The organism is Streptomyces sp. NPDC014861 (assembly GCF_043081625.1).
Lineage (GTDB): Bacteria > Actinomycetota > Actinomycetes > Streptomycetales > Streptomycetaceae > Streptomyces.
Genome location: NZ_JBIBWV010000010.1, coordinates 216,844 through 237,295, shown reverse-complemented (window position 1 = coordinate 237,295; position 20,452 = coordinate 216,844). Strand labels below are relative to the sequence as shown.

Below are 20,452 nucleotides of genomic sequence, written 5' to 3'. Positions count from 1 at the left end.
CGGCCCGGCTCCCCCCCCCGCCCCCCCCGGGGCGGCGGCGCCCCCGCCCCCCCGGGGGTTTATCCCCCCCCCCCCCCCCCCCGGGGGGGGGGGCCCCCCCCCGGGGGGGGCCCCCCCCGAACGGGTCAGCGCTGCGGCTTGGGGGACGGAGACTGCCCGGGCCCCTCACGCCTCAGGTGCGCTGCCTGCTCCGTGCTGTTGGCACCGGGCTTCTTCACCGACTTCTTGGTGGTCGAGCGGCTGCGGGCGGCGGCCGCCGAGACCTTGGAGGGACGGCCGGGCATGGGCTTGGCGAGGGCGGCGCCCATCTTGCGCATCGCCTCGACGTCCACCTTATGCGGCGCTGGCGTCCGGCTGTCGTCGGCGGCGGGCTGCGGATTGGCGACGTACCTGAAGCCTCCCCGGGTGCCGCTGACGGAGGCGGCGTCGCGCAGCTGGAGCAGGGCCTCCGTTGCTTCCCGCAGCTGTCCGGACGACGACCCGCCTCCTGCACCGCGCCGACCGCGGTGAGCGCTCAAGCACCTGCTGCTCGGCGACACCCGAGCCGCGTGCCGAGCACAGGACGCGGCGCTCGCGCTGACGACCTCCCCGTCCGTCATGACCCGGGCCCTGCTCGCCCTGGACACCGCTGCCTGTCTCAACGCTGATCGCGACCCGGTCGGGGCCGCCAAGATCGCAGCAGACGTTCTCGACCAACTCCCCGCCGGGTACCGGCAGGGGCTCATCCGCTCCCTGGCCGAAGACCTCCACCGGCGGCTCACCGGTCGCCCCCGCGACCACCTCGGCCAGGCCCTGGCATGACGCAGGGGCCCTCGTGGACACCCACCGTCAGAACCGCTCGACGCCGTACCGCCGCAGCCGGGCCGTGAGGGCTTTCTCGGTGCTGCCGAGCGCGGCGGCGATCTCGCGGTCGGTGTGCTTGTAGGCCGCGGTGCGGGCGATGGCGGTGCCGTCGATCTCGATGACGGCGTCCAGGGCGGTGACGATCCGCAGCGCGGTCAGCGGGTCGCGGTCTTCGAGCCGGTCCAGCCGTTCACGGACCTGGGAGATGAGGCGGGCGATGTCCTCGGGCAGCTGCACCGCCGCGGCGGCGACCTCGCGGGTGTGGGCCGCCCAGTCGTCTTCGGGGGCGGAGGTGTCGAAGAGATGCGGCTGGAGGTCGGGCACGAGGTCCCAGTCGATCGGGTACGCCGTGCCGCTCGCCCAGCCGCAGGCGCAGACCGCGCGCATCCGGTCCGCGCGCGGCCGGCCGAAGCTGCCGTCGTAGCAGAACCAGTCGGTCACGGTCGCACCGCCGCTCCCGCTGCCGATGTCGATGTACACCGGGCCGGGCACTGTTCCGTCCTCCAGCAGCACCCCCACCCTGCCGACATGCCCCTCCGCACCGTCCGGCTCCCACATGGTCCTCCCCTTTCACGAACTCGGTCCGGGCCCCCGCCGGTCGGCGAGGGCTCCGCCCCTCACCGTGGCGGAAGCCGGACGCTCGCCGCAGCCGAATCCGCGCATATTCCACGGGCGAGTGACACACCTCGTACGGTGCCCCGGACCGGGCCACCGGGGTGAACCCGGAGCCTGGCGGCCCATCAGGACCTGCGCATGGCCGCTGGGGCTCGTACGGTCGCGGCGAGGACGGCGTACAGGACCGCCGCCCCCGCCCGACCGTCGCCGGCCCCCTGAATCCCCCCGAACGGGGGCCGGCGCACGGCGGGTGTCGCGACCGGGTCGCTGCGGTGCGGGCGTGTAGTGCACCACGGTGGTCTCGCAGGCCTCCGCGTCGGCCTCCGCCTGGTCGGCGGCAAGACCCCAGCACAGCGCGTACGGCTTCTTGGCCTCGTCCCCGAGCACGGACCTCGCCCACTGTGTCGGGGCGTGGGAGGGTCGCGTGAACGAACACACGGGGGCAAGGGCGAGCCTCTGCCGGGCCAACGCGGCCAGGAGCTCTGGGTGCCTGCCGCGAGCCGCTCCTCGGGTAGCCCATGGCCTCTCCAGCCCACGTTCATCAGCATCGGCGGCCCGGCGGGACTGTCAGACCGGCACCGTAAATTCATGCCATGACCGAAATGACTGCCTCGGCCGGCCACAAGCCCCCGAACTTCCGAGACCCGGAGCAGTGGCACCTCACTGGGGACTTCATCGACTCCTGCCTTCAGAGTGCGGGGCAGTCATTCCGGGAGGGGGAGCTGGCGTACCTGGCGATGACCTCGCTGATCGAGAACCACGTCCGCGACAGGGTGGCCTACGAGATGCATCGGCGACTCAGCGGGAAGCGGCTGGATGTCGGCAGGGAGTGGACCGGTCTGGACACGAGAGGTGAGAACGGAAAGCCCGCCCGGCGGGCGGTGGATCTGGCGGTGGTCTCAAAGCCGATTCGCCGGGACCCCGACCGCGTTCCTCTCCCGGACGGGGTCGTGGAGTTCAAGGCTGAATACATGCACAAAGCCCGACAGCCGCATCAGCTCAACATCATCTACCGGAAGGTGCTCCAGGACGTCAAAAAGTCCCTGACCTGGGAGCACGCAATCATGGGCGAGGTCTTCTCCGTCATGCTGCTGCCGAGCCTGCGAATCGTCAGCAACCGCCTCCCCCACCAGATCATGCAGAAGATCGAGGACAAGGTCCGCTACGACGACGCAATGCGCCGGTTGGGCAAGTTTTCCGACTCGGGGACCGTACAAGAAGTCGCCAAGCGCCTTGCTCCGCTCGGGTCGGTGCGGGAGGGACTGATCGATGCGGGGACCGAGTGCGGTGTAGGGGTCACCGTGCCGTACGTGATCCTCGGGCCGGTATCGACCGAGACCTTCGAGAACCCTCCTACGCTGGAACGACTCCCTCGGCAGCGCGCCCAGCAGGGGAAGTGACCCCAGCGTCCGGCTGCCACATGGCGCTCGTACGGTGCCCCGGACCGGGCCACCGGGGTGAACCCGGCGCCTGGCGGCCCATCAGGAACTGCGGCGGGCTCCTTGGGCTCGTACGGTCGCGGCGGGGACGGCGTACAGGACCGCCGCCCCGCTCGACCGTCGCCGGTCCCCCGAATCTCCCCGAGCGGGGGCCGGCGCACGGCGGGTGGCCGCTACGGTGCGGGCGTGTAGTGCACCACGGTGGTCTCACACGCCTCCGCGTAGACCTTCAGCGCGTCGGCCTCCGCCTGGTCGGCGGCAAGACCCCAGCGCAGCTTCGTGGCGGTCCACTCCCCCACGTACCGGCAGTGGGCGTCCGGGAGCGGCGGCATCCACTCGGCCGGGTCCTTGTCCGCCTTCGACCGGTTGGTGCGCGCGGTCACCGCGACCAGACTCGTCGCGGCGTCCTGGTCGTTGGCGTAGGCCTCGCGGCGCTGCGCGGTCCAGCCGCTCGCGCCGGAGTCCCACGCCTCGGCCAGGGGCACCATGTGGTCGATGTCGAGCTTGCCCGGGTCGGTGACCTCGGCCGCGTCGTAGTAGGAGATCCAGCGGCCTCCAGAGAGCTTGCAGCCGGCCGCGACAGCCGGGGCCTCGACCGCCTCGTCGAGGAGGACTTCGGCGCGGGTGTTGCAGCCGTCGGCCGGGGCGGCACCGGCGTTCCAGTGCTTGAAGGCGTCCCGGTCGTAGCCGGTGCGGGACTCGTCCGCGAGCGGGAGCTGCTCGACGGCGTCCGCGAGCGGCAGCACCGCGGCGGCGCGCGCGGCCGGGAGCCCGGGGGCTGTGGCGCCGGCCGTGGCGGGAAGGGTGAGGGGGGCGAGGGCGAGCAGGATCGCGGTGGACCCGCGGAGCATGTTCTTGATCATGAGTGAAGAGCCTGCCGAACCGGCTGCCGCGACATGCCGGTCCGCGCGAGGTTGTCCGTCATCCGGGGTGTAAATTCACCGGGGAAACGATCAGGCACTCCAGCCCGTTGACGCGGATTGACCCCGCGCCGCTTCTGACGGTGCCCCGTCCCCGCCCATCGGCGTCCGGTCAGGATCCCGCGGATCCGAGGTAAGTCCTGTGCCGATGTTCCGGTGCCGGTACGAGCCTTGGGCTACCTGGGAACAGCCCGCGCCGCAGAGACAGGTATGCCCTCCACCACCACGACCCTGTCGGCCTGACGTCAGCCGTTTCGACGGCTGCGCAGTTCGACAGCGTCGAGGATCAGGCCGAGGGTGGTCTCGAAGATCTCTTCCTCATCGATATCGGCGAGGAACGGTGCGACAGCCGCGAGGTTGGGATAGGCCGCCGGGGAGGCGAGCAGGTACTCACGGCGCCATGCCTCCCGGTCACCCTTGAGGCTTGCCGGGTCGAGGTTGGCGAACGCGGCCTCGTACGCACCGGCGGCCAGCGCGGTGTCGGCGAGTGCCCGGTAATAACGTGCCGCGTCCCTGTCCTCGAAGCCGGCCTCGCGCAGGGCGGCGACTACGGCCTCGGCTCCGCGGAACTCTCCCTCGCGGCGAGAGACCCGGGTGGCGACCAGGACGGCCACGCCGGGGTGGGCGACACAGGCGGCGCGGATCCGGCGGGCCATCGCGGTAAGGGTGGCGCGCCAGTTCGCGGCGGGCTCGAAGCCTTCCAGGGCGCGGTTGACGAGTTGTTCGGCCAGGCCACGCAGGATCTCGTCCTTGTCGGAGAAATGACGCAGCACGGCGGTGTGGTTGACACCGAGATCTGTCCCCAGCCGGCGCAAGGTGAGCGAGTGGGGTCCGTCCTGTTCGACGATGGCCAGCGCAGCATCGAGGATGACCTGCTGGTTCAGACCGGTTGACGAGGGCCTGCCGCGGCGGTTCCTCGTGGGCCTTTCGGCGCTGGTCTCCTGTCCGGTCATGACGGTCATCCTATGCGCCTGCCGACTGCGCTCCCTGGGGTGGAGGGGAGAGTTCCCGGTGCGCGTGCGCCGGGACGGTTCATCCTGTCGGCCGGTCGGTGAGAGCCGCGAGCCGGTCGGTGAGGGCGGTGAGGGCGGCAACCGTCTCGCCGTCGCGTTCGGTGTCGTCGGGGGTGGGCCAGGCGCTGGTCTTGGCGATCACCACGTCGGCCTCGGGGTCGACCCACAGATACTGGCCGTGAACACCAAGGCCGGTGAAGGCCCTGCGCTCACCGCCCAGCGTCCACCACTGGTTGGCATAGCCGTAGTGAGGCGCGCCGCTGGGACCGAGCCGGCCCACATCCAGGTAGGTGGCTGCGCCGGAACGGCTGCGTTCCACCCAGCCGGAGTCGAGCACCTGTATCCCGTCCATCTGCCCGCTGCGGGCCATCAGCAGGCCGAGACGGGCCAGATCCCTGGCGGCGGCATTGAGGGAACCCCCGCCCAGCGCGGTCCGCGGGCGCCCTCGGGTCAGGAAGTAGAAGGCATCGTGCTCGGCACCGATCCGCGACCACAAACGTTCGGCCGCGTAGCGGGCCAGCGACATCCCGGTCGCTGCTTCCAGGACCCAGCCGAGCACGTGGCTGTCGAGAGTGGAGTAGTTGAACCGGACGCCAGGTTCACACACCCGCGGAGCGGAACGGATCACCTCCAGCACCGGCCTGCCGGAGGTGACCGCCTGCTCGAAACGGTTGATCAACGCGTCCGGAAGAGTCCAGTCCTCCAGGTCACCGACGCCGCTGCTCATCTGCAGAAGGTGCTCGACGGTCGGGCCGTCATAGGCGCTGCCTGCGAGGTCCGGCCGGTAGCGTACGACCGGGTCGTCGAGACTGGCGATCGAGCCCTCTGCGAGAGCGATGCCGATCAGCATCGACGTCACCGACTTCGTCAGAGAGAACAGCTGGAACCGGGTAGCCGGAGAGGCGAACCGGCCAGGGAAGCTCTCATGCACGATGGCCCCCCGATGCAGGACCACGAACGCGGTCGTGAGCGTGGAGGCATGCAGGTCCTCCAGAGTCCTTCGACGGCCACGCCACTCATAGGCCACGTCCAGCACGGCGGGCCGGTAGGGCAACGGACGAACTGGACCGGACCGTGTGACCGTCTCGGTGGGCATCAGTCGGTCCATGTGCGTGAAGGTCCACTCGTTCAACGGCCTGCGCATCGCCAACTCGCCCTGATGCCGCCATACCCACGCCAGCCCCGCGCCCGCTCCGGCCACGGCCGTCGCAGCAGCCACCCTCTGCACCGCTCTGCTCATCATCCGCTCACAATATTAGACCAATGGTGACACCAATGGTCACACAGAGATGTGGGCCAATCAAGGGCTCGCCGGCACGCCATTGCCCCAGGTCCACACCCTTGCCGCAGTGATGCGGCAAGGGTCGTGGGCACCCTCGCCCTGGCCTGACGTCCTGTGGCCGGGGTGTGGGATCAGGTGAGGTGTTCCATGAGCCAGGTGATGACGGCGCGGAAGGTGCCGGAGACGGCGCCGCCGAGGGCTGCTGCGGCCAGGGTGAGGCGTCCGCGGCGGGTCAGACGTGTGCGGGACATGGAGTCCTCCACAGGAAGTGGGGTGGGCGGATGGGCAGCCGGCCGGCTTGCTGTCCACGCTGAGCCCCGCGCGGTGATCGACTCCGGGTTGCGACGTGCCGTCAACGGGCCTGCTCATTGCCGCTGTTCAGGCCACGGCGCAGGGCGGGATCGGAGACGATGATGCGATGAGTGGCGATGCCGCGGGCGACGAGGCCGGTGCGAAGGGGCGGAGTCCGAAGCGGCCGCGGCCGCTGAGGCGGGCACGGGTGGGATGGCCGCCTGCGCTGCGCGAGCTCAAGGAGCTGCTGTACGAGGTGTACCTGGCGGCCGGCGCTCCCAGCCTGGATGAGATCGCCGAAGGCGTGGCCGCCGACGACGACCTGGACGGGTCGCCGGAGCGGGACACGGTCCACCGCGTCATCACCGACGGCGAACGGTCCGGACAGCAGGCCGATGTGGTGGCCGTGGCCGGTGTGCTGGCCCGCAAGGCCAGGTGGGACGTACCGGACCTGATGGGGCGGGTGCGTGAGCTGTGGGTGCGGGCCCGGATGGCGCAGGGCGCGGGGCGCCCGGTCGGCGACTTCCGCGGCGATGTCCGGCTCGTCCTGGACGGATGCCTGGGGGTCCACCCGGCGCTGGACACCGACGGCGCCCGCGGCCGGTTCGGGACCCTGACCGCCTATGTCCGGCGGGATCACGACACCCGCCTGGAGGCGGTGGTCGATGCGGCCAAGGCCGGGCGCAGCTCGTTCGCGGTTGTGGTCGGCGGGTCGTCGACGGGCAAGACCCGCGCGTTGTGGGAGGCGGTCGGCGGGTTGCCGGACGGCTGGCGGCTGTGGCATCCGCTGAGTCCCACCGCCCCGACGCGGTCCTGGCCGCACTGGCGGACGTCGCCCCCAGGACGGTGGTCTGGCTGAACGAGACGCAGCTCTACCTGGGCCCGGATCCACTGGGTGAGCGGGTCGCGGCGCGCCTGCGGGAGCTGCTGCACGATCCGTCACGGGCCCCGGTGCTTGTCCTGGGCACCCTGTGGCCCGGCCACTGGGACACCCTGACCACCTCCGACCGGCACGCCGGCGCCCGCGAACTGCTCGGCGAGCACAAGATCGACGTGCCGGACGCCTTCACCCCGGCCGACCTTGCCGCACTCGATGCCGGCGAGGGTGCCGACCCCCGGGTCGCGGAGGCCGCCCGGCGGGCAGACGATGCGCAGGTCACCCAGTACCTGGCCGGGGCTCCTGTCCTGATGGGCCGCTACAGCGCGGCCCGGGGCGCCACCCGGGCCCTCATCCATGCCGCGATGGACGCCCGCCGCCTCGGCGCCGGCCCCCAGATCCCGCTGGACTGGCTCGCCGACGCCGCTCCCGGCTACCTCACCGAAACCGAGTACCGCGCTCTTGACGCCGACTGGCTGAACGAGGCCCTCGCCTACGTCACCACACGCCGCAACGGCATCCCCGGCATCCTCACCCCCGTCAACACCCACCGTCCCCCCAACCAGCGCACCCGCCGTCGCCCGGCCGCGAGCGGCGCCCCTGCTCACCTGCCCGCCCCCGGCCTGCAGGGGCCGCACTACCTGCTCGCCGACTACCTCGACCAGCACGGCCGCCGCCACCGCACCGAAACCATCCCGCCCATCGCCTTCTGGACCGCTGCCGCCCACCACGCCCACCCCACCGACATGACCGAACTCGGCGACGCAGCCTGGGCACGCGGCCTGTACCTCGACGCCACCCGACTCCACAGGCAGGCCACCGCCCATGGAGTCCGCCACGCCGCGGTCATCCTTGTCAGCCGTCTCCACGACCTGCATCTCACCGACCACCACGCTGCCCGGTGGGCGGTCGCGCACGTCGCCTCCGACGACCCGGCTGGCGTCGCCGATCTGCTGGAGGCGCTGTGGGAGGCCGGGGCGGACGAGCAGGCCGCGGTCCTGGCCGAACGAGCCGCCGCACACATACCCCTCGACCACCGGGCCGCCATCGTGCTGCTGGAGGTGCTGTGGGAGGGCAGGGCGGACGAGCAGGCCGCGACCCTGATAGAGCGGGCCGCCGCACACGCCGCCCTCGACAACCCGGGCACCGTCGCCGATCTGCTGGAGGTACTGCGGGAGGCTGGGGCGGACGAGCAGGCCGCGACCCTGATTGAGCGGGTCGCCGCACACGCCGCCCTCGACAACCCGGGTATCGTCGCCCGGCTGCTGGAGGTGCTGTGGGAGGCTGGGGCGGACGGGCAGGCCGCGACCCTGATTGAGCGGGCCGCCGCACATACCACCCTCGACAACCCGGCAGCCGTCGCCCGGCTGCTGGAAGAGCTGCGAAAGGCCGGGGCGGACGAGCAGATCAGCGTGCTCCTGGCCCGCGACCCCGCCGCACACGCGCACCTCAACAACGCGCGAGGCGTCATCCTGCTGCTTGAGACCCTGTGGGAGGCCGGGGCTTCCGAGCAGGTCACGACCCTGGCCGAACGAGTCGTCACACACACCGCCTCCCTCAACAACCCGGACGCCGTCGCCCTACTGTTGACGGAGCTACGGGAGGCCGGGGCGGACGAGCAGATCGGCGTGCTGATGGCCCGCAACCCCGCCGCGCACGTCACCCCCGACGGCTTCTTCTCCTTCGCCGCGCTGCTGGAGGAGCTGCGGAAGATCGGGGCGGACAAACAGGCCACCACCCTGGCCGAGCGGCTCCCTGCCGCAGGACACTTCGACCGGTTCATCGCTCTGGCAGGAAACAGGGAAAAGTTCCGATTCGGACGTGAGCCTGACGGCAGCGCCGCCCCATCATGGACGTGGAACGACACAGACTGAGCTGCTGCCATCACTCCACCCCGCCGGCTCCGGAAGCGAGTTCCTCGCGTGCGGGCAGCACCTCCCCGCCCACCCCCGACGGACGCCGCACGCCAGACCCCCGCACCGACCACCACCTCACCCCCGTGAACACCGGTGGCACCGAAGCCCTCGACGTCTCACCGCCGACCGTGCACGAGCTCGTGACGACTCCGGGGGACGGAACGCGTGATGCCCCTCCTCACGCGGCTGGGCGAGGAGGGGCATCTGCGGCACGCACCCGAAGTCCGGGCCGGGTCGGGTCCGGTGTCAGGCTCCCAGGCGGGCCGTGGCGCCCTTGAGGGTGATGGCGTTCTCGGCAGCGTCGTGGCCCATCACGAGCCCCTGGTGGGGCAGGGCGCCGAGGTGCTCCCGGAGCCGGCGGCAGTCTGCGGCCGGGGGCAGCAGGCCGAAGATGTCGGGGTAGCGGTCCTCGGTCTCGGCGGTGAAGAAGTCGGTGTCCTGCACTCCGCGGGTGCCGTCCGTGAGGCGGGGCGGGGCGCCGGGGCTGATCTGGGGGAAGAGGATGCCGGTGGCGTGGCCCTGGGTGGCCAGCGGCATGGAGAGCCAGGTCGTGAGCTGGTCGGGCCAGAACTGGGGCTTGAGCTCCTTGCCGGAGGCCTTCCACAGCGGGGTGCGGCGGCCTTGGAGGAGGGCGTCGGTGACGGTCCGGTGCTGGGTGGGGTGCATCGTCTCGCCGGAGGTGAGGCGGGTGCGGACGGTGTCGTACAGGTCGAGGGCGTCGAGGAGTCCGAGGCCGAAGGCGGCGGCCGACGGCCAGGGCAGGACCCGCACGACGCCGGCGTCGTCGACGCGGGCGAAGACGCGGTCGTTGGCGAGGAGCCTCCATCCCGCGCGGGCCAGGGTGATGGCGGTGGTGGTCTTCCCGGCGCCCTTGTCGCCGAGCGTGAGGATGGTGGAGCCCTCGGAGTCGGTCACGGCGGAGGCGTGGAGGATGGCCCAGCCGTCGGCGAGGAGCTGGGCGCGCACGAGCTCGCGGGCCAGGCGCGCCGCGGCTGCGGCGAGGGTGGTCTCGTCGGTGCCGACGATCCGCAGCACCCTCCACTCGGCGTCCCAGCGGTAGGCCAGGGCGCGGTCTTCCTGGACGGCGGTGACCATGTCGCCGTCGCGGACGGCGAGGAGGGTGCTGCCGGCGTACTCGATCGTCTCGGGGTCGCCGTTGTCGACGACGCCGGCCAGGGCGAGGAGTTCGGTGTCGTCGGTGTCGGCGGAGACGGTGGGGCCGTCGAGGTCGGTGGTCGGCTCGGCGGTCCACCATCCGCCGAGGTAGCGGGTGGCCCAGTCGGGGACGGTGCTGGTCGTGCTGGTGACGGTGACGGCCTGGCCGTCGGTGGTGGTGATGCGTACTGCGCTCATGCGGTCAGATCTCCTGGTTGAGTCGGGTGTATGCGTGGTGGAGCTTGTGCGTGGCCGCGTCGAGCTGGGCGGCCTCGGAGTCGTCGAGCGGGGGCGGGCACGGCGTCGCGGCGCCGCCGGTGTAGCGGACGGGCATGCCGAGCCAGACGCCCGCCTCCTGGCGTACGGACACCTCGGTCACACCGCTGGTGATGCCGAGGGTGCGGGTGAGGGCGTGCATGACGGCGCCGGCGGGCCCGAGGCGGGTGCGGCCGATGCCCTGGCTGATCCGGCGGGGCCGGGCGGCGAGTTCGTCGCGGACCCGCTGGAGCGGCACGGTGGCGGGGCGGCCGTGGACGGTGGTGGTGGAGGCGCAGATGACGGCGGCGTCGCCGTGCTCGCCGATCACGTGTCCTTGTACCGCGTCGACCGGGACGCCGAGGTGGCGGGCGAGGGTGAGACGGTAGCGGGCGGTGTCGGTGGCGGCGCCGATGCCCACGACCCGCCGGCAGCCGCTCCGCTCCGCGAACACCCTGGCCAGGACGTCGACCGGGTTGGTCACCATGACGGCGACGCCGGCGTAGTCGGTGAGCTGCCGGGCGAGGCTGACGATGAGGGGCCCGTTGGCGAAGAGCCCGGCCATCCGGACGTCGGTGGTGCGCGCGTTGGCGAACTGCGCGCGCGGGGAGAGCACGACGGCGTCGCAGGCACCCATGGCCTCCGGCACGGCGACAGCCACCCGGACGGGGGCTCCGGTGACCTGAGTCTGGTCCTCCAGATCGGTGACGAGCCCACGGGCACTGGCCGGTGTGCCGGAGGCGACGAGGAGTTCTCGGCACCATCCGGAGGCGACGAGGAGCGCGCCGACGCTCTGCCCGACCGCTCCGGCTCCGATCAGCCCGATCCTCATGCTGCTACCGCCTCTCGTACGCGGGTCAGGTACAGGCGCACAGGGTTGTCCCGTCAGCGGTGGATGCGAGCGGGGCCGCGGCGTGGTCGAGGAGGTCCGCGACGTGGCGGGCGCGAACCTGGACCGCGGCCACGTGCGCGGACAGCGGCAGGCCGGGTGGGGTGGTGACGTAGGTGGACAGGATGTTGAGGGTGTCCATGAGGACCAGGAGGACGAGCTCACGCAGCCACGCGGCCCGCTCACCGGCGGCCAGGCGGGCGGAGGAGCGGACGAAGGAGTCGGCGCCGTCGAGCACCACGCCCGCCTGCGCGGGTCGGGACGCGACCAGCGCGAGGACGAGCCGGGAGACGAGCTTGGCGGTGTCTGCGACCGTGTGACCGCGCATCAGGCCGGGGTCGAGGTAGACGGGGCGGTCGTCGAAGAACACGACGTGCTCCGGCTTGAGGTCCCCAAAGATGACCGTGGCCGTCGGCGCCGGCGGGATCCGGCGCGCGCGCCGCAGCCGGTCGGCGACGGCGCAGAGCGTCTCGCCGTGGCCGGTGCGGCGCAGGTAGGCCGTACCGGACAGCCCGTTGAACTTGCAGGTGAAGGTGCCCGCGATGCCGCGCTCGCGGATCGACGCGCGCTCGACGACCTCGCCGACGCCGTCACGGGCAAGGCCGTCGGCAAGGTCGCGGACCACCGTGCCGAGCAGTTCGCGGGTCCGCCCGGGTTCGGATGCGATGAGGTCGGCGAGTGTCGGGCCGGTCACCGGGGCGGTGAACAGCACGCCGCGGGCGTATCCGGCGAGCGGGGCTGCGGTGAGCCCGGCGGGGCCGGACAGGGTCCGCAGCTGCTCGGCCTCGCACGCGGGGAGCGATCCGGGGGCGGTGAGGTAGGCGGCCTGGCGGGCCTTGAGGGTCGCGAGGTCGCCGCACGCCCCGCAGGTCACGGAGACCAGGGAGGTGCCGCAGATGGAGAGCTTGGCGTAGAGCGGGCGTCCGTCGACGTGGAGCTGCTGCACGTAGCTGGTGACGGACGGGACCACCGGGCCAGGCACGACGGGTGCGTACGGCCAGATGATCCGGCTCGCCGCGAGCACCTGGCCTTCTGCCATCGTCAGGACGTCGGCGACGGCCGGGGGCGTCATGCCGCTCCCCCGGTAAGGGCGCGTGTGGTGGGCACGAGCAGGGTGCCGCGCCGGTCGAGGAGCTGGGGCTCCGACGGGGCGGCAGGGGCATCCGGCCGTGGGCATGGCGGTCAGGGTGTAGAGGGTGTTGTCGTGGCCGTGGACCGTGAGCGCCTCGGCGATGTACTTGCCGCGGGCGATCTGGTCGCGGAGGTCCTGGAGCGCGGCGTCGTTGTCGGTCCAGTCCCTCACGGCGTCCGCCGGCTCCGCCAGGAGGGAGCGCTCTTCGGTGTCGAGGCGGTCGGCGAGCCAGAGCCCGACGGCCCGCAGATGCTGCACGCCAGCTTCGGGTCCTGCAGCCTCACGGCGGAGCAGCAGCCACGTGTAGGGCGTGGCGGGGGCTCCGGCCCAGACCTCGCAGTGGACCACGGCGGTCGGTTGGGCGTGGTGGAACGGGATCGGGGTCATCGCCCGTGGAGCGGGGCGCGGGTGGGAGTGAGTCATCGGTGGTCCTCTCGTCCGTCGCGAGGGGTGGATGTGGTGTCGAGGGCGGTGCGCAGGTCGGCGGGGTCCATGAGGCGGGGGAAGAGGCCGGGGGGCTGGGCCCAGCGGCGTTCGGGGACCTGGGGGCCGCCGGGGCGGGGGACGGCGACGAACCACGGGTGCCCGAGGGCTGTGGTGCCGGGGAGGTCCCAGTCGGTGTGGGTGCCGGGCGGGACCCACACATAGGCGAAGCCGGTGGCGAGGTCTTCAAGGACCGGTACGTCAGTCAACAGCTCGGGCCGCCGGCGGGCGGCGGCGATGAACCGTGCTCGCGGGACGGCGATGACGTCCCAGCTCACTCCGGTGGGCAGTACGGCGTAGGTCCGGCGGGACCATTCGGTCCACACGGCCCACGACGACGTTCCGCGTGCGGACTCGGCGAGCCAGACGGCCCCGGCGTCGGACGGGTCCTTGGGCATGGCGTTCAACCCCCTGAGGTCGGGCAGTTGGAGCAGACCCGCACGGGCCAGCCGAGCCGTCCGCCGTCGCGGCCGACAGCGAAGGCGTAGCCGGCGGGGCGGTGGGGGCTGGGGGCGCCGCACCGGGCGCATGCGCGGCCGTGGAGCCGGTCGCGTTCGGCGTGCGATATCACGCGCAGGTCCACGTCAGCGGCGCGGATGTCCTGCTGGGAGTGGGCCCGCATGGTGGGTGCTCCGTTCATGGGCATTCCGGGCAAGCCGCCGAACGCGCACGGTGATTGCCACATGCCCGTGTGTAGCGGTCTTGGCAGTCTGACACTGGGTTTCCCAGAATGGGAATCCCAAAATGGGAATCCCATGGAAGGTGGCATATGCACGCCGTGCTCGACCCGATCGCGCTTGCCGTGGCGCCCACCGCTGACGAGACTGACGACCACTCACAGGGAGGCCCACACATGACACCTCAAGGACCCAGGCGGCTACAGATCGCCAAGGGCCTGCAACAGCTGCGCGAGCGCTCGGGGCTGACGCTCGAAGAGGTCGCGGCGGCCTCCGGCTACGGCAAGTCCACCGTGCAGAGATATGAGGACTGGACCTCCGCGACCCGGCCGAAGGCCCGCAACGTGCGGGCGATCGCGGGTGCCGCCGGCGGCACCCCGGAAGAAGTCGCCGCACTGACGACGCTGGCGGAGAGCCTGACCGCGGGATGGTGGGCGGTGGGCGGCGTCCCCGAGTGGCTCCACCCGCTCGTCAGCCTGGAACAGGAGGCCGAAGTCGAGTGCGCCTACGCGCCGTCGATCGTCCCGGGCCTGCTCCAGACCCGGGAGTACGCCATGGCCATCCACCTCGGCCAGGAGGTCCGCGAACCGCTCGACGTCGTCACCCGGCAGGTCGACGCCCGCATAAAGCGGCAGGAGGTCCTCGCCAAGAACTCCCCGCTCCACCTGTGGGCGATCCTCGACGAAAGCGTCCTCCAGCGGGTCGTCGGCGACCGCGCCGTGATGGCCGCCCAGCTCGACCACCTCATCACGCAGAGCCGGCTGCGGCACATCGAGATCCAGATCCTGCCGCTCGCCTCCGGCGGGCACGCGGCCGCAGCGTCCGGGCACTACGTCACGATCACCTCCGGCGGCTACACCTCCGCCTACGCGGAACTCCTGGGCACCGGCCTGTACATGGATACCGCCGAGCAGGTCGCGCGCTACACCACCGCAATGGACTACCTTCGCAGCCAGGCAGCGGACACAACCGCTTCCCTGAAGGTCTTGAGCGAATACCGCAAGGAGTACGGGACATGAGCACACTGAAGCCCTCCGCCGAAGAGCTGACGGGGGCCCGCTTCTCGAAGTCGTCGTACTCCGGGGGCGGCGGCAACGAGTGCGTCGAGATCGCCGCGATCCGCGACTGGAAGTGCGTCCGCGACTCCAAGCTCGACGACAGCCCCACCCTCGTCGTGACGACCACCGCGTTCGCCCAGGCACTGACCGCACTCGGCGCCGGCCTGCTGTAACCCCACCGCCGCAGACACGAGGGCCCCACGACCTGCGCTTGGGTCCTGGGGCCCTCGCGGTCGTTCGCGGGGGAGGCCTTACACGACCGGCCGCCACAGGGGGCGCCGGGACAGGCCCATCCTGGAGCCGTCGGACCGCCCCCCTCAGCACCGGCGGGCCGTGGACACAGGAGGAAGGCCCGAAAAGGATGGTTTGGGGCTTTTGATTTCAGCCGTGCCTGGCGCCTTTCTCGTCCGGCGCAGAATCAGGCCTGCCGGGTCGAGGGCCGATTCCGTGCCCAGCGGTGCAGGTCGCCACGGCGGCATAGGTGTTCCTGGCCTGCCATTCCGATCACGGCGGGGAACTCCGGATCGTTGATCCGTGCCCAACCCAGGCCTGCGAGACTCAGCCCGCCCAGTTCCTGCTGGGCCCGGCGAAGCCCGATCGGCTCACCCTCACCCACATCCTCGGCGTCGGTGCTTCGGCTTCGGCTTCGGCTTCGGCTTCGGAGAGGTTGAGTACCCGGGTCTCGCGAGCGGTGCCGCCGAGGACGACCTGGACCCGACCCGGGTGCCGGGTCGGCTTCGGGGCGGGGGCCACTTTGGGGACGAGCATCTTCCAGGCGTTCATGGTGTAGCGGACGAGGATGCGGGGGGAGAAGTTCTCGCGCATCTCCGGGCCGCCGAGCCGCGCGGGCGGTCGCGGATTGGGCGACGAGCAGAACGTGGAGGCGTAACTGGCGGCCCATGAACAGGATCTCGGCAAGCGCGTCGCTCGCGGGTGAGGTCTTGGGGGGCCATCCCCGCGCATGCGGGGAGCAGTCCTCCTGGATCTGGTACTTCGCCCTCAACCAGGGGCCATCCCCGCGCGTGCGGGGAGCAGCCGCCGCCACTGTGGTGCCGCTGCCCGGGGCGGGGGCCATCCCTGCGCGTGCGGGGAGCAGACGTCCACCCGGGTGTCGCTGCCCGCAGGAGGAGGGCCATCCCTGCGCGTGCGGGGAGCAGGAGTTGTAACTCAACTACAAGTTGTGTTGAAAGGGGCCATCCCTGCGCGTGCGGGGAGCAGTGGGTCATTCCGGCTACCAGCATCGAAGCCTTGGGGCCATCCCTGCGCGTGCGGGGAGCAGCCTTCCTGACCTGCAGTTCTACCCGACGACTACACGCTCCCGAGCAACTTTCACCGAAACTGACAAAACGACCCCAGGGGTCCGGAGAACCACCCATGGTGAGCCCCGTGGTGAGCAGCCCCGGGCATGGTGAGCTCGTTGGTAAGCACGGTGGTGAGTACCGCCGAACTCGGTGACGAGCGACCATGACGACCTCTCCCCCACTCACCACACCCCCGACCGCAGCACCGACATCCCCCGGCCGCAAAAAAACAGAAAACGGAGACAGCTGGCGGACGCGTCCTCCCCGCGGGCGCGGGGAGCCGTCGGCGGGTACGTACGACGGCGACCTGGAATGGGGACCCTCCCCGCGCGCGCGGGGAGCAGAGGACGGACCCGCCCCGGCGGCCGCCGGAAAGCGGGCCATCCCCCCACGTGCGGGGAGCAGTCCCGCTGCGTGGCCAGGCGCTGCAGCTTGTCGGGTCCATCCCCAGGCGCGGGGAGCAGACTTCCTGACCCGCAATTCTCCACGCTGCCGGCCCGCTCCCTAGCAACTTCCACCGAAACAGACAAAACACCCCCAGGCGGCGTCACCCATGGTGGAGCACCGTGGTGAGTCCCGTGGTGAGCGATCCCGGGCATGGTGAGTTCCGTGGTGAGCGACCACAATGACCGCTCCCCCACTCACCACGACCACCGACAGCAGCGACCTGAGCGACCGAAGAACCGACACAGCACCACCGCCAAAACCCGACTTCAGCACCCGCACCCTGATTTTGTCGGGTCATATGAGAGCCGCTGCTTCGGTGTGAACCAGAGCCGGGTGTAAGCCGTTCGTGGCGGGGGTGTACTCGCCCGAGGCCGGTGTTCTTCGGTGAGTCTGGAAGCCACTTCGGCGGGATCGGGAGCCACTGATCGGGTGACCGGGCGAGGCCGGGGGGAGTGTCCGCCGGGATCGGGGCTGGGGTGTCGACAACTTGGTTGTCGCGGGCCCGGGTCGCCTCCCTGACAAGTCGCGGCCAGGGCCTTGCCCCTGTCATGGCGGAGGGCTGGACCCTGCGGGGCCAGCCCTCCGCGTTGTTGGCGGCACGAGCCAGGTTGGGCTTGCGGTCAGGCGTACTACCAGTGGTGCCAGACTTCCGCGGGGGCAACGTCCCATGAGGTGCCCGCGATCTCTCTCGGATTGCAGAAGAGTGCCCAGGTCACCACAGTGTCGCCGGCCCGCTGTGCGCCCAGCTCAATCTCGAAGCCATCGACGACCAGCTCGCCGCCTCCGGTCGACCGGAGCCCCATGTCGTGCCGGTCCGCGTAGGACTCCATGTCCTCCAGAAGCTCCGACGGAACCCGGCCGATCAGACGGATCCCCTCGTGAGTGACCTGTGGACCGAGCCGTCCATCCACCAGCACGCACGTCAGTCCAGCGCCTTCGACGAAGTAGCACTTCACTGCTGGCCGACTCCAGGCCGGCTGCGGCTTGAAGAACGCAACTCGCCATTCCGTGCGGCCCGTCAGGTGCCAGCTCCCCATGTTGTGCTGCTTCGCAGTGAAGCCCTGCCCTGCCATGGCGGCGACGGCGTCCTCCCGACTCATTCCAAAGCCCAATGGCCCAATGGTCTGGAATGGGGCATAACGCCACTGGTCCCTCTCGGAGTCCTCGAGGACCACCCCATAATCAGTACTCACGTCCCAATGATCATCCATACGGTTCTACTCGGCTCAGCAGACCACAAGACTAGAAGGAGACTCCCTGGTCCGCAGTGGGGAAGAGGGATTCTTGGGTGGTCTGGTAGCGGCAGGAACCGGTGCCGGTCTGGATCAGCGTGCAGCGGAAGGTGATCTTGCGGACGTCCTCAGCGGGCTCGAGTGCGCGCAGGCACGTGTTGACGGCGAGGGTCTTGCCGAAGCCGGCGCCGCCGTGGATACACATCATGGCGCGGGCCGCGACGGTGTCGGTGATGCTCTCCCAGGCGGTGAGCAGGGCGCGGGTGGTGACCACGCAGGCGTCCGGGAGACCGACGTACTGGTAGGTGGTGTCCGTCATGAGACAACTCCGTCTTCCTCGGTGGGGGGATGCGTGGTGTGCCCGGCCGGGACGTGGGCGGCGGCGGTATCGGCCTTGTCGGGCGGACCCGCGACGCGTCTGGCGGAGTGGGGCGGTGCGGCGGCCGATGGGGCGGGCGGGCCGTCGGCAGGCGTGTCGTGGGGAGCGGGCGGCGCTGCGCCGGTCCAGGCAGGACGGGTGCGCGCGGCAAGGGAGGCCGGGGTATGCCAGTCGGCCGGCGGCGCGGCGGGCGGGACGACGTCCGGCAGCGCCAGATCCGACACATGTGTGTCGGTGGCCTGGGCGAGTTCGGCATCGGCCTGCGCACCGGTCAGCACACCGAGCCGCTGCGGGGGCCCGGCCTGGCTCGTGGCGGCGTAGCGTTCCCGCTGGGAAGCTTCGAGGTCCTTCTTCAGGTGGCGGGCGCGGGCGGCTCGGGCCCGCCGTACGGCGCTGACCTGCTCGGCGATGGCCTGGTCGGCCAGGTCCGCAGGACCGAGATAGCGGCCGGTGGTGGCGTCGTAGACCTCGATGCGGTGGTCGCGGTGGGGCATGAAACGGACGCGGACCTGCAGGCCGGCCTGGCCTGTCATCCACGGCCCCACATAGTCGCGTTTCCTGAAACGGATGCCACGGGTCGTCAGCGTGCGGGTGCCGGCGTCCTTTCAGAGTGAACGTCCATAGATCCGCCGCAGGCACGTCCCGTAGCGGGGTGGGAGAGGGATGACTCCGGCGACGATCGCGCCGAGGAGAGGGGGTTATCCCCGCGCGTGCGGGGAGCAGGACGGACTGCTTGGCCTCGGGGTCGAGGGCGAGGCCACCCCTGCAGGAGCGGGGAGCAGTGACGCCGCTGTCCACGGCCCGCGTCACCAGACGCGGGTCAATCCCCACAGGGCTCTGTCGATGACGAAGAGCAGCGCTTGTCCGGCGGCTCGAGAGACGCTGCCCGCGGTGCCCGCACGATAGGGGCGACTTCTGACAACGGGGCTTCGCTGAAATCGTGCTGGGCTCGGGGGGAGCGGTCAGCGGATCCGTACGGTGGCGCAGGTGAACGTCGTGTCCCGGAGCAGTGCCGGGGTGACGGCGACGCCGGTCAGGTGTTCTGCCAGGGCGAACGCCGCCTGCGGGGAGAAGTCCGGTTCCGGGTCCTCCACCTCGAGATGGAATCCGATCCTTCGCATGACATCGAGGAGTTCGTCGGGCTCAGCGCCCCAGCGGTCCTCCGGGAACATGGGGTCGAAGCACAGTCGTAGCACCTGGTCTTCTGCCCAGTGGAAGGTGCCGACGGCGTTGATGTTGGTGAAGTGGGAGACCCAGCTCGTTCCGGCGGAGGCTGGCAGCGCTTGTTCTTCGGTGACCCCGAGGTAGCCGTTGGGCTCGATCAGCAGGGTCCAGGTACCCACCGTCGTCATGGCGACCAGCTGCCGGTCCTGCTCCAGGTCGTACTGGGCGAAGGTGGCGTCGACAACCGCGGATATGCCCTGCAGGAATGCCTCCGGTCGTGCTTCGAGCCGGGACGTCAGCTCAGTGGGCGACAGATCGCGCACCAGGGTGAAGCAGTACGCCTCGGCGATGTCTGGAAAGTCGTCCTCGAACCATGCGTAGTCCGCTCCGGTCTTCGTCATGCAGCCTATCCTTGCCCCTCTGTCTGACATCGGGCGGTGCCCGGTCGTCGAGGGTCATCCCCGCGCGTGCGGGGAGCAGCGGAGGTCGTCCAGGATCCGGCGCGGGGTTTCGGGGCCATCCCCGCGCGAGCGGGGAGCAGCGGGCGGCCGGGCGAGTACGAGGACCAGGGCGGCGAGCGCCGCGGCCAGGCGCGTCCGGCTCGTCGTGGCCACGGGCTGGACCACGACAGCGGGAAGGCTTGGGACTGCGGTGATGCGCAGGGTGTAGCCCTGGCCGCGCCGTAGGGTCCCAACCTGCCCTGTACGAGTCGGTCGGCCGTCATCGGCGGCCACGCCCCACCCGCGAGCTGCCCGGCCCCGACGGTCAGGCTCTCTTCGTGGATTCGGGATTCATCGTCCACGACAAGCCCGTCGAAAACCCCGGCCAGATCGTGAGCGCGGGCGACGAGGGCGCCATACGGGTCTCACGCTGGTGCACCTGCGGAAGAACGAGACGTTCTCACAGCTCGGAGCCGGCTTCGGGATATCGCGGGTCACCGCCTGGCGGTACGTCGACGAGACCCTGGGCGTCCTGGCCAGCTGGGCACCCGGCCGTGCCGTCCATGACTTCGTCCGTGATCGTGGAGACCGTCCGGCGGGAGGTCTCGGCACCATGGTCCTCCGCGAGGTGGACGTGGTTCTGC

The 20,452-nt window shown here is 71.1% G+C and carries 21 protein-coding genes, 1 pseudogene and 1 CRISPR repeat array; of the genes and pseudogenes, 7 read left to right on the top strand and 15 right to left on the bottom strand.

Going from position 1 to position 20,452, the window contains the following annotated elements:
* Window positions 1-125: 125 nt before the first annotated feature.
* Entirely contained in the window at window positions 126-518 is a 393-nt protein-coding gene (locus ACF1BN_RS22100; RefSeq protein ID WP_392333289.1) for a hypothetical protein, read from the bottom strand.
* Window positions 519-597: 79 nt separating this feature from the next.
* Between ACF1BN_RS22100 and ACF1BN_RS22095 the strand changes: the two genes are divergently transcribed.
* Entirely contained in the window at window positions 598-801 is a 204-nt protein-coding gene (locus ACF1BN_RS22095) for a hypothetical protein (protein WP_392333288.1), read from the top strand.
* 27 nt (window positions 802-828) lie between these two features.
* Here ACF1BN_RS22095 and ACF1BN_RS22090 read toward each other — a convergent pair whose 3' ends face one another.
* On the bottom strand, window positions 829-1,401 hold the full coding sequence (locus ACF1BN_RS22090; protein ID WP_392333287.1) for a hypothetical protein: 573 nt from the start codon (window positions 1,399-1,401) through the stop codon (window positions 829-831).
* A gap of 650 nt (window positions 1,402-2,051) precedes the next feature.
* Between ACF1BN_RS22090 and ACF1BN_RS22085 the strand changes: the two genes are divergently transcribed.
* Window positions 2,052-2,858, top strand: a complete 807-nt coding sequence (locus ACF1BN_RS22085) for a hypothetical protein (protein WP_392333286.1) — start codon at window positions 2,052-2,054, stop codon at window positions 2,856-2,858.
* Between the two features lie 212 nt (window positions 2,859-3,070).
* Here ACF1BN_RS22085 and ACF1BN_RS22080 read toward each other — a convergent pair whose 3' ends face one another.
* The 3 genes from ACF1BN_RS22080 to ACF1BN_RS22070 all read right to left on the bottom strand — a co-directional run bounded on the left by ACF1BN_RS22080 (window position 3,071) and on the right by ACF1BN_RS22070 (window position 6,073).
* The gene (locus ACF1BN_RS22080) at window positions 3,071-3,760 is read right to left on the bottom strand and encodes an HNH endonuclease family protein (RefSeq protein WP_392333285.1); all 690 of its coding nucleotides are present in this window, start codon (window positions 3,758-3,760) and stop codon (window positions 3,071-3,073) included.
* 302 nt (window positions 3,761-4,062) lie between these two features.
* Entirely contained in the window at window positions 4,063-4,770 is a 708-nt protein-coding gene (locus ACF1BN_RS22075) for a TetR/AcrR family transcriptional regulator C-terminal domain-containing protein (protein ID WP_392333284.1), read from the bottom strand.
* A 79-nt stretch (window positions 4,771-4,849) separates the two neighbouring features.
* Complete coding sequence (locus ACF1BN_RS22070) at window positions 4,850-6,073, bottom strand: serine hydrolase domain-containing protein (protein ID WP_392333283.1); 1,224 nt, start codon at window positions 6,071-6,073, stop codon at window positions 4,850-4,852.
* 385 nt (window positions 6,074-6,458) lie between these two features.
* Between ACF1BN_RS22070 and ACF1BN_RS22065 the strand changes: the two genes are divergently transcribed.
* Together ACF1BN_RS22065 and ACF1BN_RS22060 are read left to right on the top strand one after the other, a co-directional pair.
* A complete protein-coding gene (locus ACF1BN_RS22065) occupies window positions 6,459-7,262 on the top strand; it encodes a hypothetical protein (RefSeq protein WP_392333282.1) in 804 nt (267 codons plus the stop codon).
* Window positions 7,181-9,154, top strand: coding sequence for a hypothetical protein (locus tag ACF1BN_RS22060; protein ID WP_392333281.1), 1,974 nt, complete (start codon window positions 7,181-7,183; stop codon window positions 9,152-9,154). Before ACF1BN_RS22065 ends, ACF1BN_RS22060 begins: the two co-directional genes overlap by 82 nt.
* Before the next feature lie 288 nt (window positions 9,155-9,442).
* On the opposite strand, the gene ACF1BN_RS22055 is transcribed toward ACF1BN_RS22060, so the two are convergent.
* The 5 genes from ACF1BN_RS22055 to ACF1BN_RS22035 are packed head-to-tail and all read right to left on the bottom strand — an operon-like array spanning window position 9,443 to window position 13,750.
* Window positions 9,443-10,549, bottom strand: a complete 1,107-nt coding sequence (locus tag ACF1BN_RS22055; RefSeq protein ID WP_392333280.1) for a hypothetical protein — start codon at window positions 10,547-10,549, stop codon at window positions 9,443-9,445.
* A gap of 4 nt (window positions 10,550-10,553) precedes the next feature.
* On the bottom strand, window positions 10,554-11,438 hold the full coding sequence (locus ACF1BN_RS22050; protein WP_392333279.1) for an NAD(P)-binding domain-containing protein: 885 nt from the start codon (window positions 11,436-11,438) through the stop codon (window positions 10,554-10,556).
* Between the two features lie 25 nt (window positions 11,439-11,463).
* Entirely contained in the window at window positions 11,464-13,050 is a 1,587-nt protein-coding gene (locus ACF1BN_RS22045) for a hypothetical protein (protein WP_392333278.1), read from the bottom strand.
* Window positions 13,047-13,508, bottom strand: coding sequence for a hypothetical protein (locus tag ACF1BN_RS22040; RefSeq protein ID WP_392333277.1), 462 nt, complete (start codon window positions 13,506-13,508; stop codon window positions 13,047-13,049). Before ACF1BN_RS22040 ends, ACF1BN_RS22045 begins: the two co-directional genes overlap by 4 nt.
* A 5-nt stretch (window positions 13,509-13,513) precedes the next feature.
* Window positions 13,514-13,750, bottom strand: a complete 237-nt coding sequence (locus ACF1BN_RS22035) for a hypothetical protein (RefSeq protein ID WP_392333276.1) — start codon at window positions 13,748-13,750, stop codon at window positions 13,514-13,516.
* A gap of 213 nt (window positions 13,751-13,963) precedes the next feature.
* Between ACF1BN_RS22035 and ACF1BN_RS22030 the strand changes: the two genes are divergently transcribed.
* On the top strand, window positions 13,964-14,806 hold the full coding sequence (locus ACF1BN_RS22030) for a helix-turn-helix domain-containing protein (protein ID WP_392333275.1): 843 nt from the start codon (window positions 13,964-13,966) through the stop codon (window positions 14,804-14,806).
* On the top strand, window positions 14,803-15,018 hold the full coding sequence (locus ACF1BN_RS22025) for a DUF397 domain-containing protein (RefSeq protein WP_392333274.1): 216 nt from the start codon (window positions 14,803-14,805) through the stop codon (window positions 15,016-15,018). Before ACF1BN_RS22030 ends, ACF1BN_RS22025 begins: the two co-directional genes overlap by 4 nt.
* 385 nt (window positions 15,019-15,403) lie before the next feature.
* Here the strand turns inward: ACF1BN_RS22025 and ACF1BN_RS22020 are convergent, their stop codons facing one another.
* The 5 genes from ACF1BN_RS22020 to ACF1BN_RS22000 all read right to left on the bottom strand — a co-directional run bounded on the left by ACF1BN_RS22020 (window position 15,404) and on the right by ACF1BN_RS22000 (window position 19,769).
* The gene (locus ACF1BN_RS22020; protein ID WP_392333273.1) at window positions 15,404-15,670 is read right to left on the bottom strand and encodes a hypothetical protein; all 267 of its coding nucleotides are present in this window, start codon (window positions 15,668-15,670) and stop codon (window positions 15,404-15,406) included.
* A gap of 120 nt (window positions 15,671-15,790) precedes the next feature.
* Window positions 15,791-16,124: direct repeats of the CRISPR family, unit length 28 nt; unit sequence GGGCCATCCCTGCGCGTGCGGGGAGCAG.
* Between the two features lie 1,098 nt (window positions 16,125-17,222).
* A complete protein-coding gene (locus tag ACF1BN_RS22015) occupies window positions 17,223-17,786 on the bottom strand; it encodes a hypothetical protein (RefSeq protein WP_392333272.1) in 564 nt (187 codons plus the stop codon).
* A 49-nt stretch (window positions 17,787-17,835) separates the two neighbouring features.
* Window positions 17,836-18,144 (bottom strand): hypothetical protein, encoded by a 309-nt coding sequence (locus tag ACF1BN_RS22010; RefSeq protein ID WP_392333271.1) that lies wholly within the window; start codon window positions 18,142-18,144, stop codon window positions 17,836-17,838.
* Entirely contained in the window at window positions 18,141-18,749 is a 609-nt protein-coding gene (locus tag ACF1BN_RS22005; RefSeq protein WP_392333270.1) for a Mu transposase C-terminal domain-containing protein, read from the bottom strand. The genes ACF1BN_RS22010 and ACF1BN_RS22005 overlap by 4 nt, the downstream gene beginning before the upstream one ends.
* A gap of 417 nt (window positions 18,750-19,166) precedes the next feature.
* The gene (locus tag ACF1BN_RS22000; protein ID WP_392333269.1) at window positions 19,167-19,769 is read right to left on the bottom strand and encodes a DUF6461 domain-containing protein; all 603 of its coding nucleotides are present in this window, start codon (window positions 19,767-19,769) and stop codon (window positions 19,167-19,169) included.
* Between the two features lie 430 nt (window positions 19,770-20,199).
* Between ACF1BN_RS22000 and ACF1BN_RS21995 the strand changes: the two are divergent.
* A pseudogene (locus ACF1BN_RS21995) lies at window positions 20,200-20,397 on the top strand (transposase family protein); the annotation flags it as partial.
* Window positions 20,398-20,452: the final 55 nt, after the last annotated feature.

Coding starts and splice junctions, on each gene's coding strand:
- ACF1BN_RS22095 (WP_392333288.1), top strand. CDS start 598: ATGACCCGGGCCCTGCTCGCCCTGGACACCGCTGCCTGTCTCAACGCT.
- ACF1BN_RS22090 (WP_392333287.1), bottom strand. CDS start 1,401: ATGTGGGAGCCGGACGGTGCGGAGGGGCATGTCGGCAGGGTGGGGGTG.
- ACF1BN_RS22085 (WP_392333286.1), top strand. CDS start 2,052: ATGACCGAAATGACTGCCTCGGCCGGCCACAAGCCCCCGAACTTCCGA.
- ACF1BN_RS22080 (WP_392333285.1), bottom strand. CDS start 3,760: ATGATCAAGAACATGCTCCGCGGGTCCACCGCGATCCTGCTCGCCCTC.
- ACF1BN_RS22075 (WP_392333284.1), bottom strand. CDS start 4,770: ATGACCGGACAGGAGACCAGCGCCGAAAGGCCCACGAGGAACCGCCGC.
- ACF1BN_RS22070 (WP_392333283.1), bottom strand. CDS start 6,073: ATGATGAGCAGAGCGGTGCAGAGGGTGGCTGCTGCGACGGCCGTGGCC.
- ACF1BN_RS22055 (WP_392333280.1), bottom strand. CDS start 10,549: ATGAGCGCAGTACGCATCACCACCACCGACGGCCAGGCCGTCACCGTC.
- ACF1BN_RS22050 (WP_392333279.1), bottom strand. CDS start 11,438: ATGAGGATCGGGCTGATCGGAGCCGGAGCGGTCGGGCAGAGCGTCGGC.
- ACF1BN_RS22045 (WP_392333278.1), bottom strand. CDS start 13,050: ATGACTCACTCCCACCCGCGCCCCGCTCCACGGGCGATGACCCCGATC.
- ACF1BN_RS22040 (WP_392333277.1), bottom strand. CDS start 13,508: ATGCCCAAGGACCCGTCCGACGCCGGGGCCGTCTGGCTCGCCGAGTCC.
- ACF1BN_RS22035 (WP_392333276.1), bottom strand. CDS start 13,750: ATGAACGGAGCACCCACCATGCGGGCCCACTCCCAGCAGGACATCCGC.
- ACF1BN_RS22030 (WP_392333275.1), top strand. CDS start 13,964: ATGACACCTCAAGGACCCAGGCGGCTACAGATCGCCAAGGGCCTGCAA.
- ACF1BN_RS22025 (WP_392333274.1), top strand. CDS start 14,803: ATGAGCACACTGAAGCCCTCCGCCGAAGAGCTGACGGGGGCCCGCTTC.
- ACF1BN_RS22020 (WP_392333273.1), bottom strand. CDS start 15,670: ATGCGCGAGAACTTCTCCCCCCGCATCCTCGTCCGCTACACCATGAAC.
- ACF1BN_RS22010 (WP_392333271.1), bottom strand. CDS start 18,144: ATGACGGACACCACCTACCAGTACGTCGGTCTCCCGGACGCCTGCGTG.
- ACF1BN_RS22000 (WP_392333269.1), bottom strand. CDS start 19,769: ATGACGAAGACCGGAGCGGACTACGCATGGTTCGAGGACGACTTTCCA.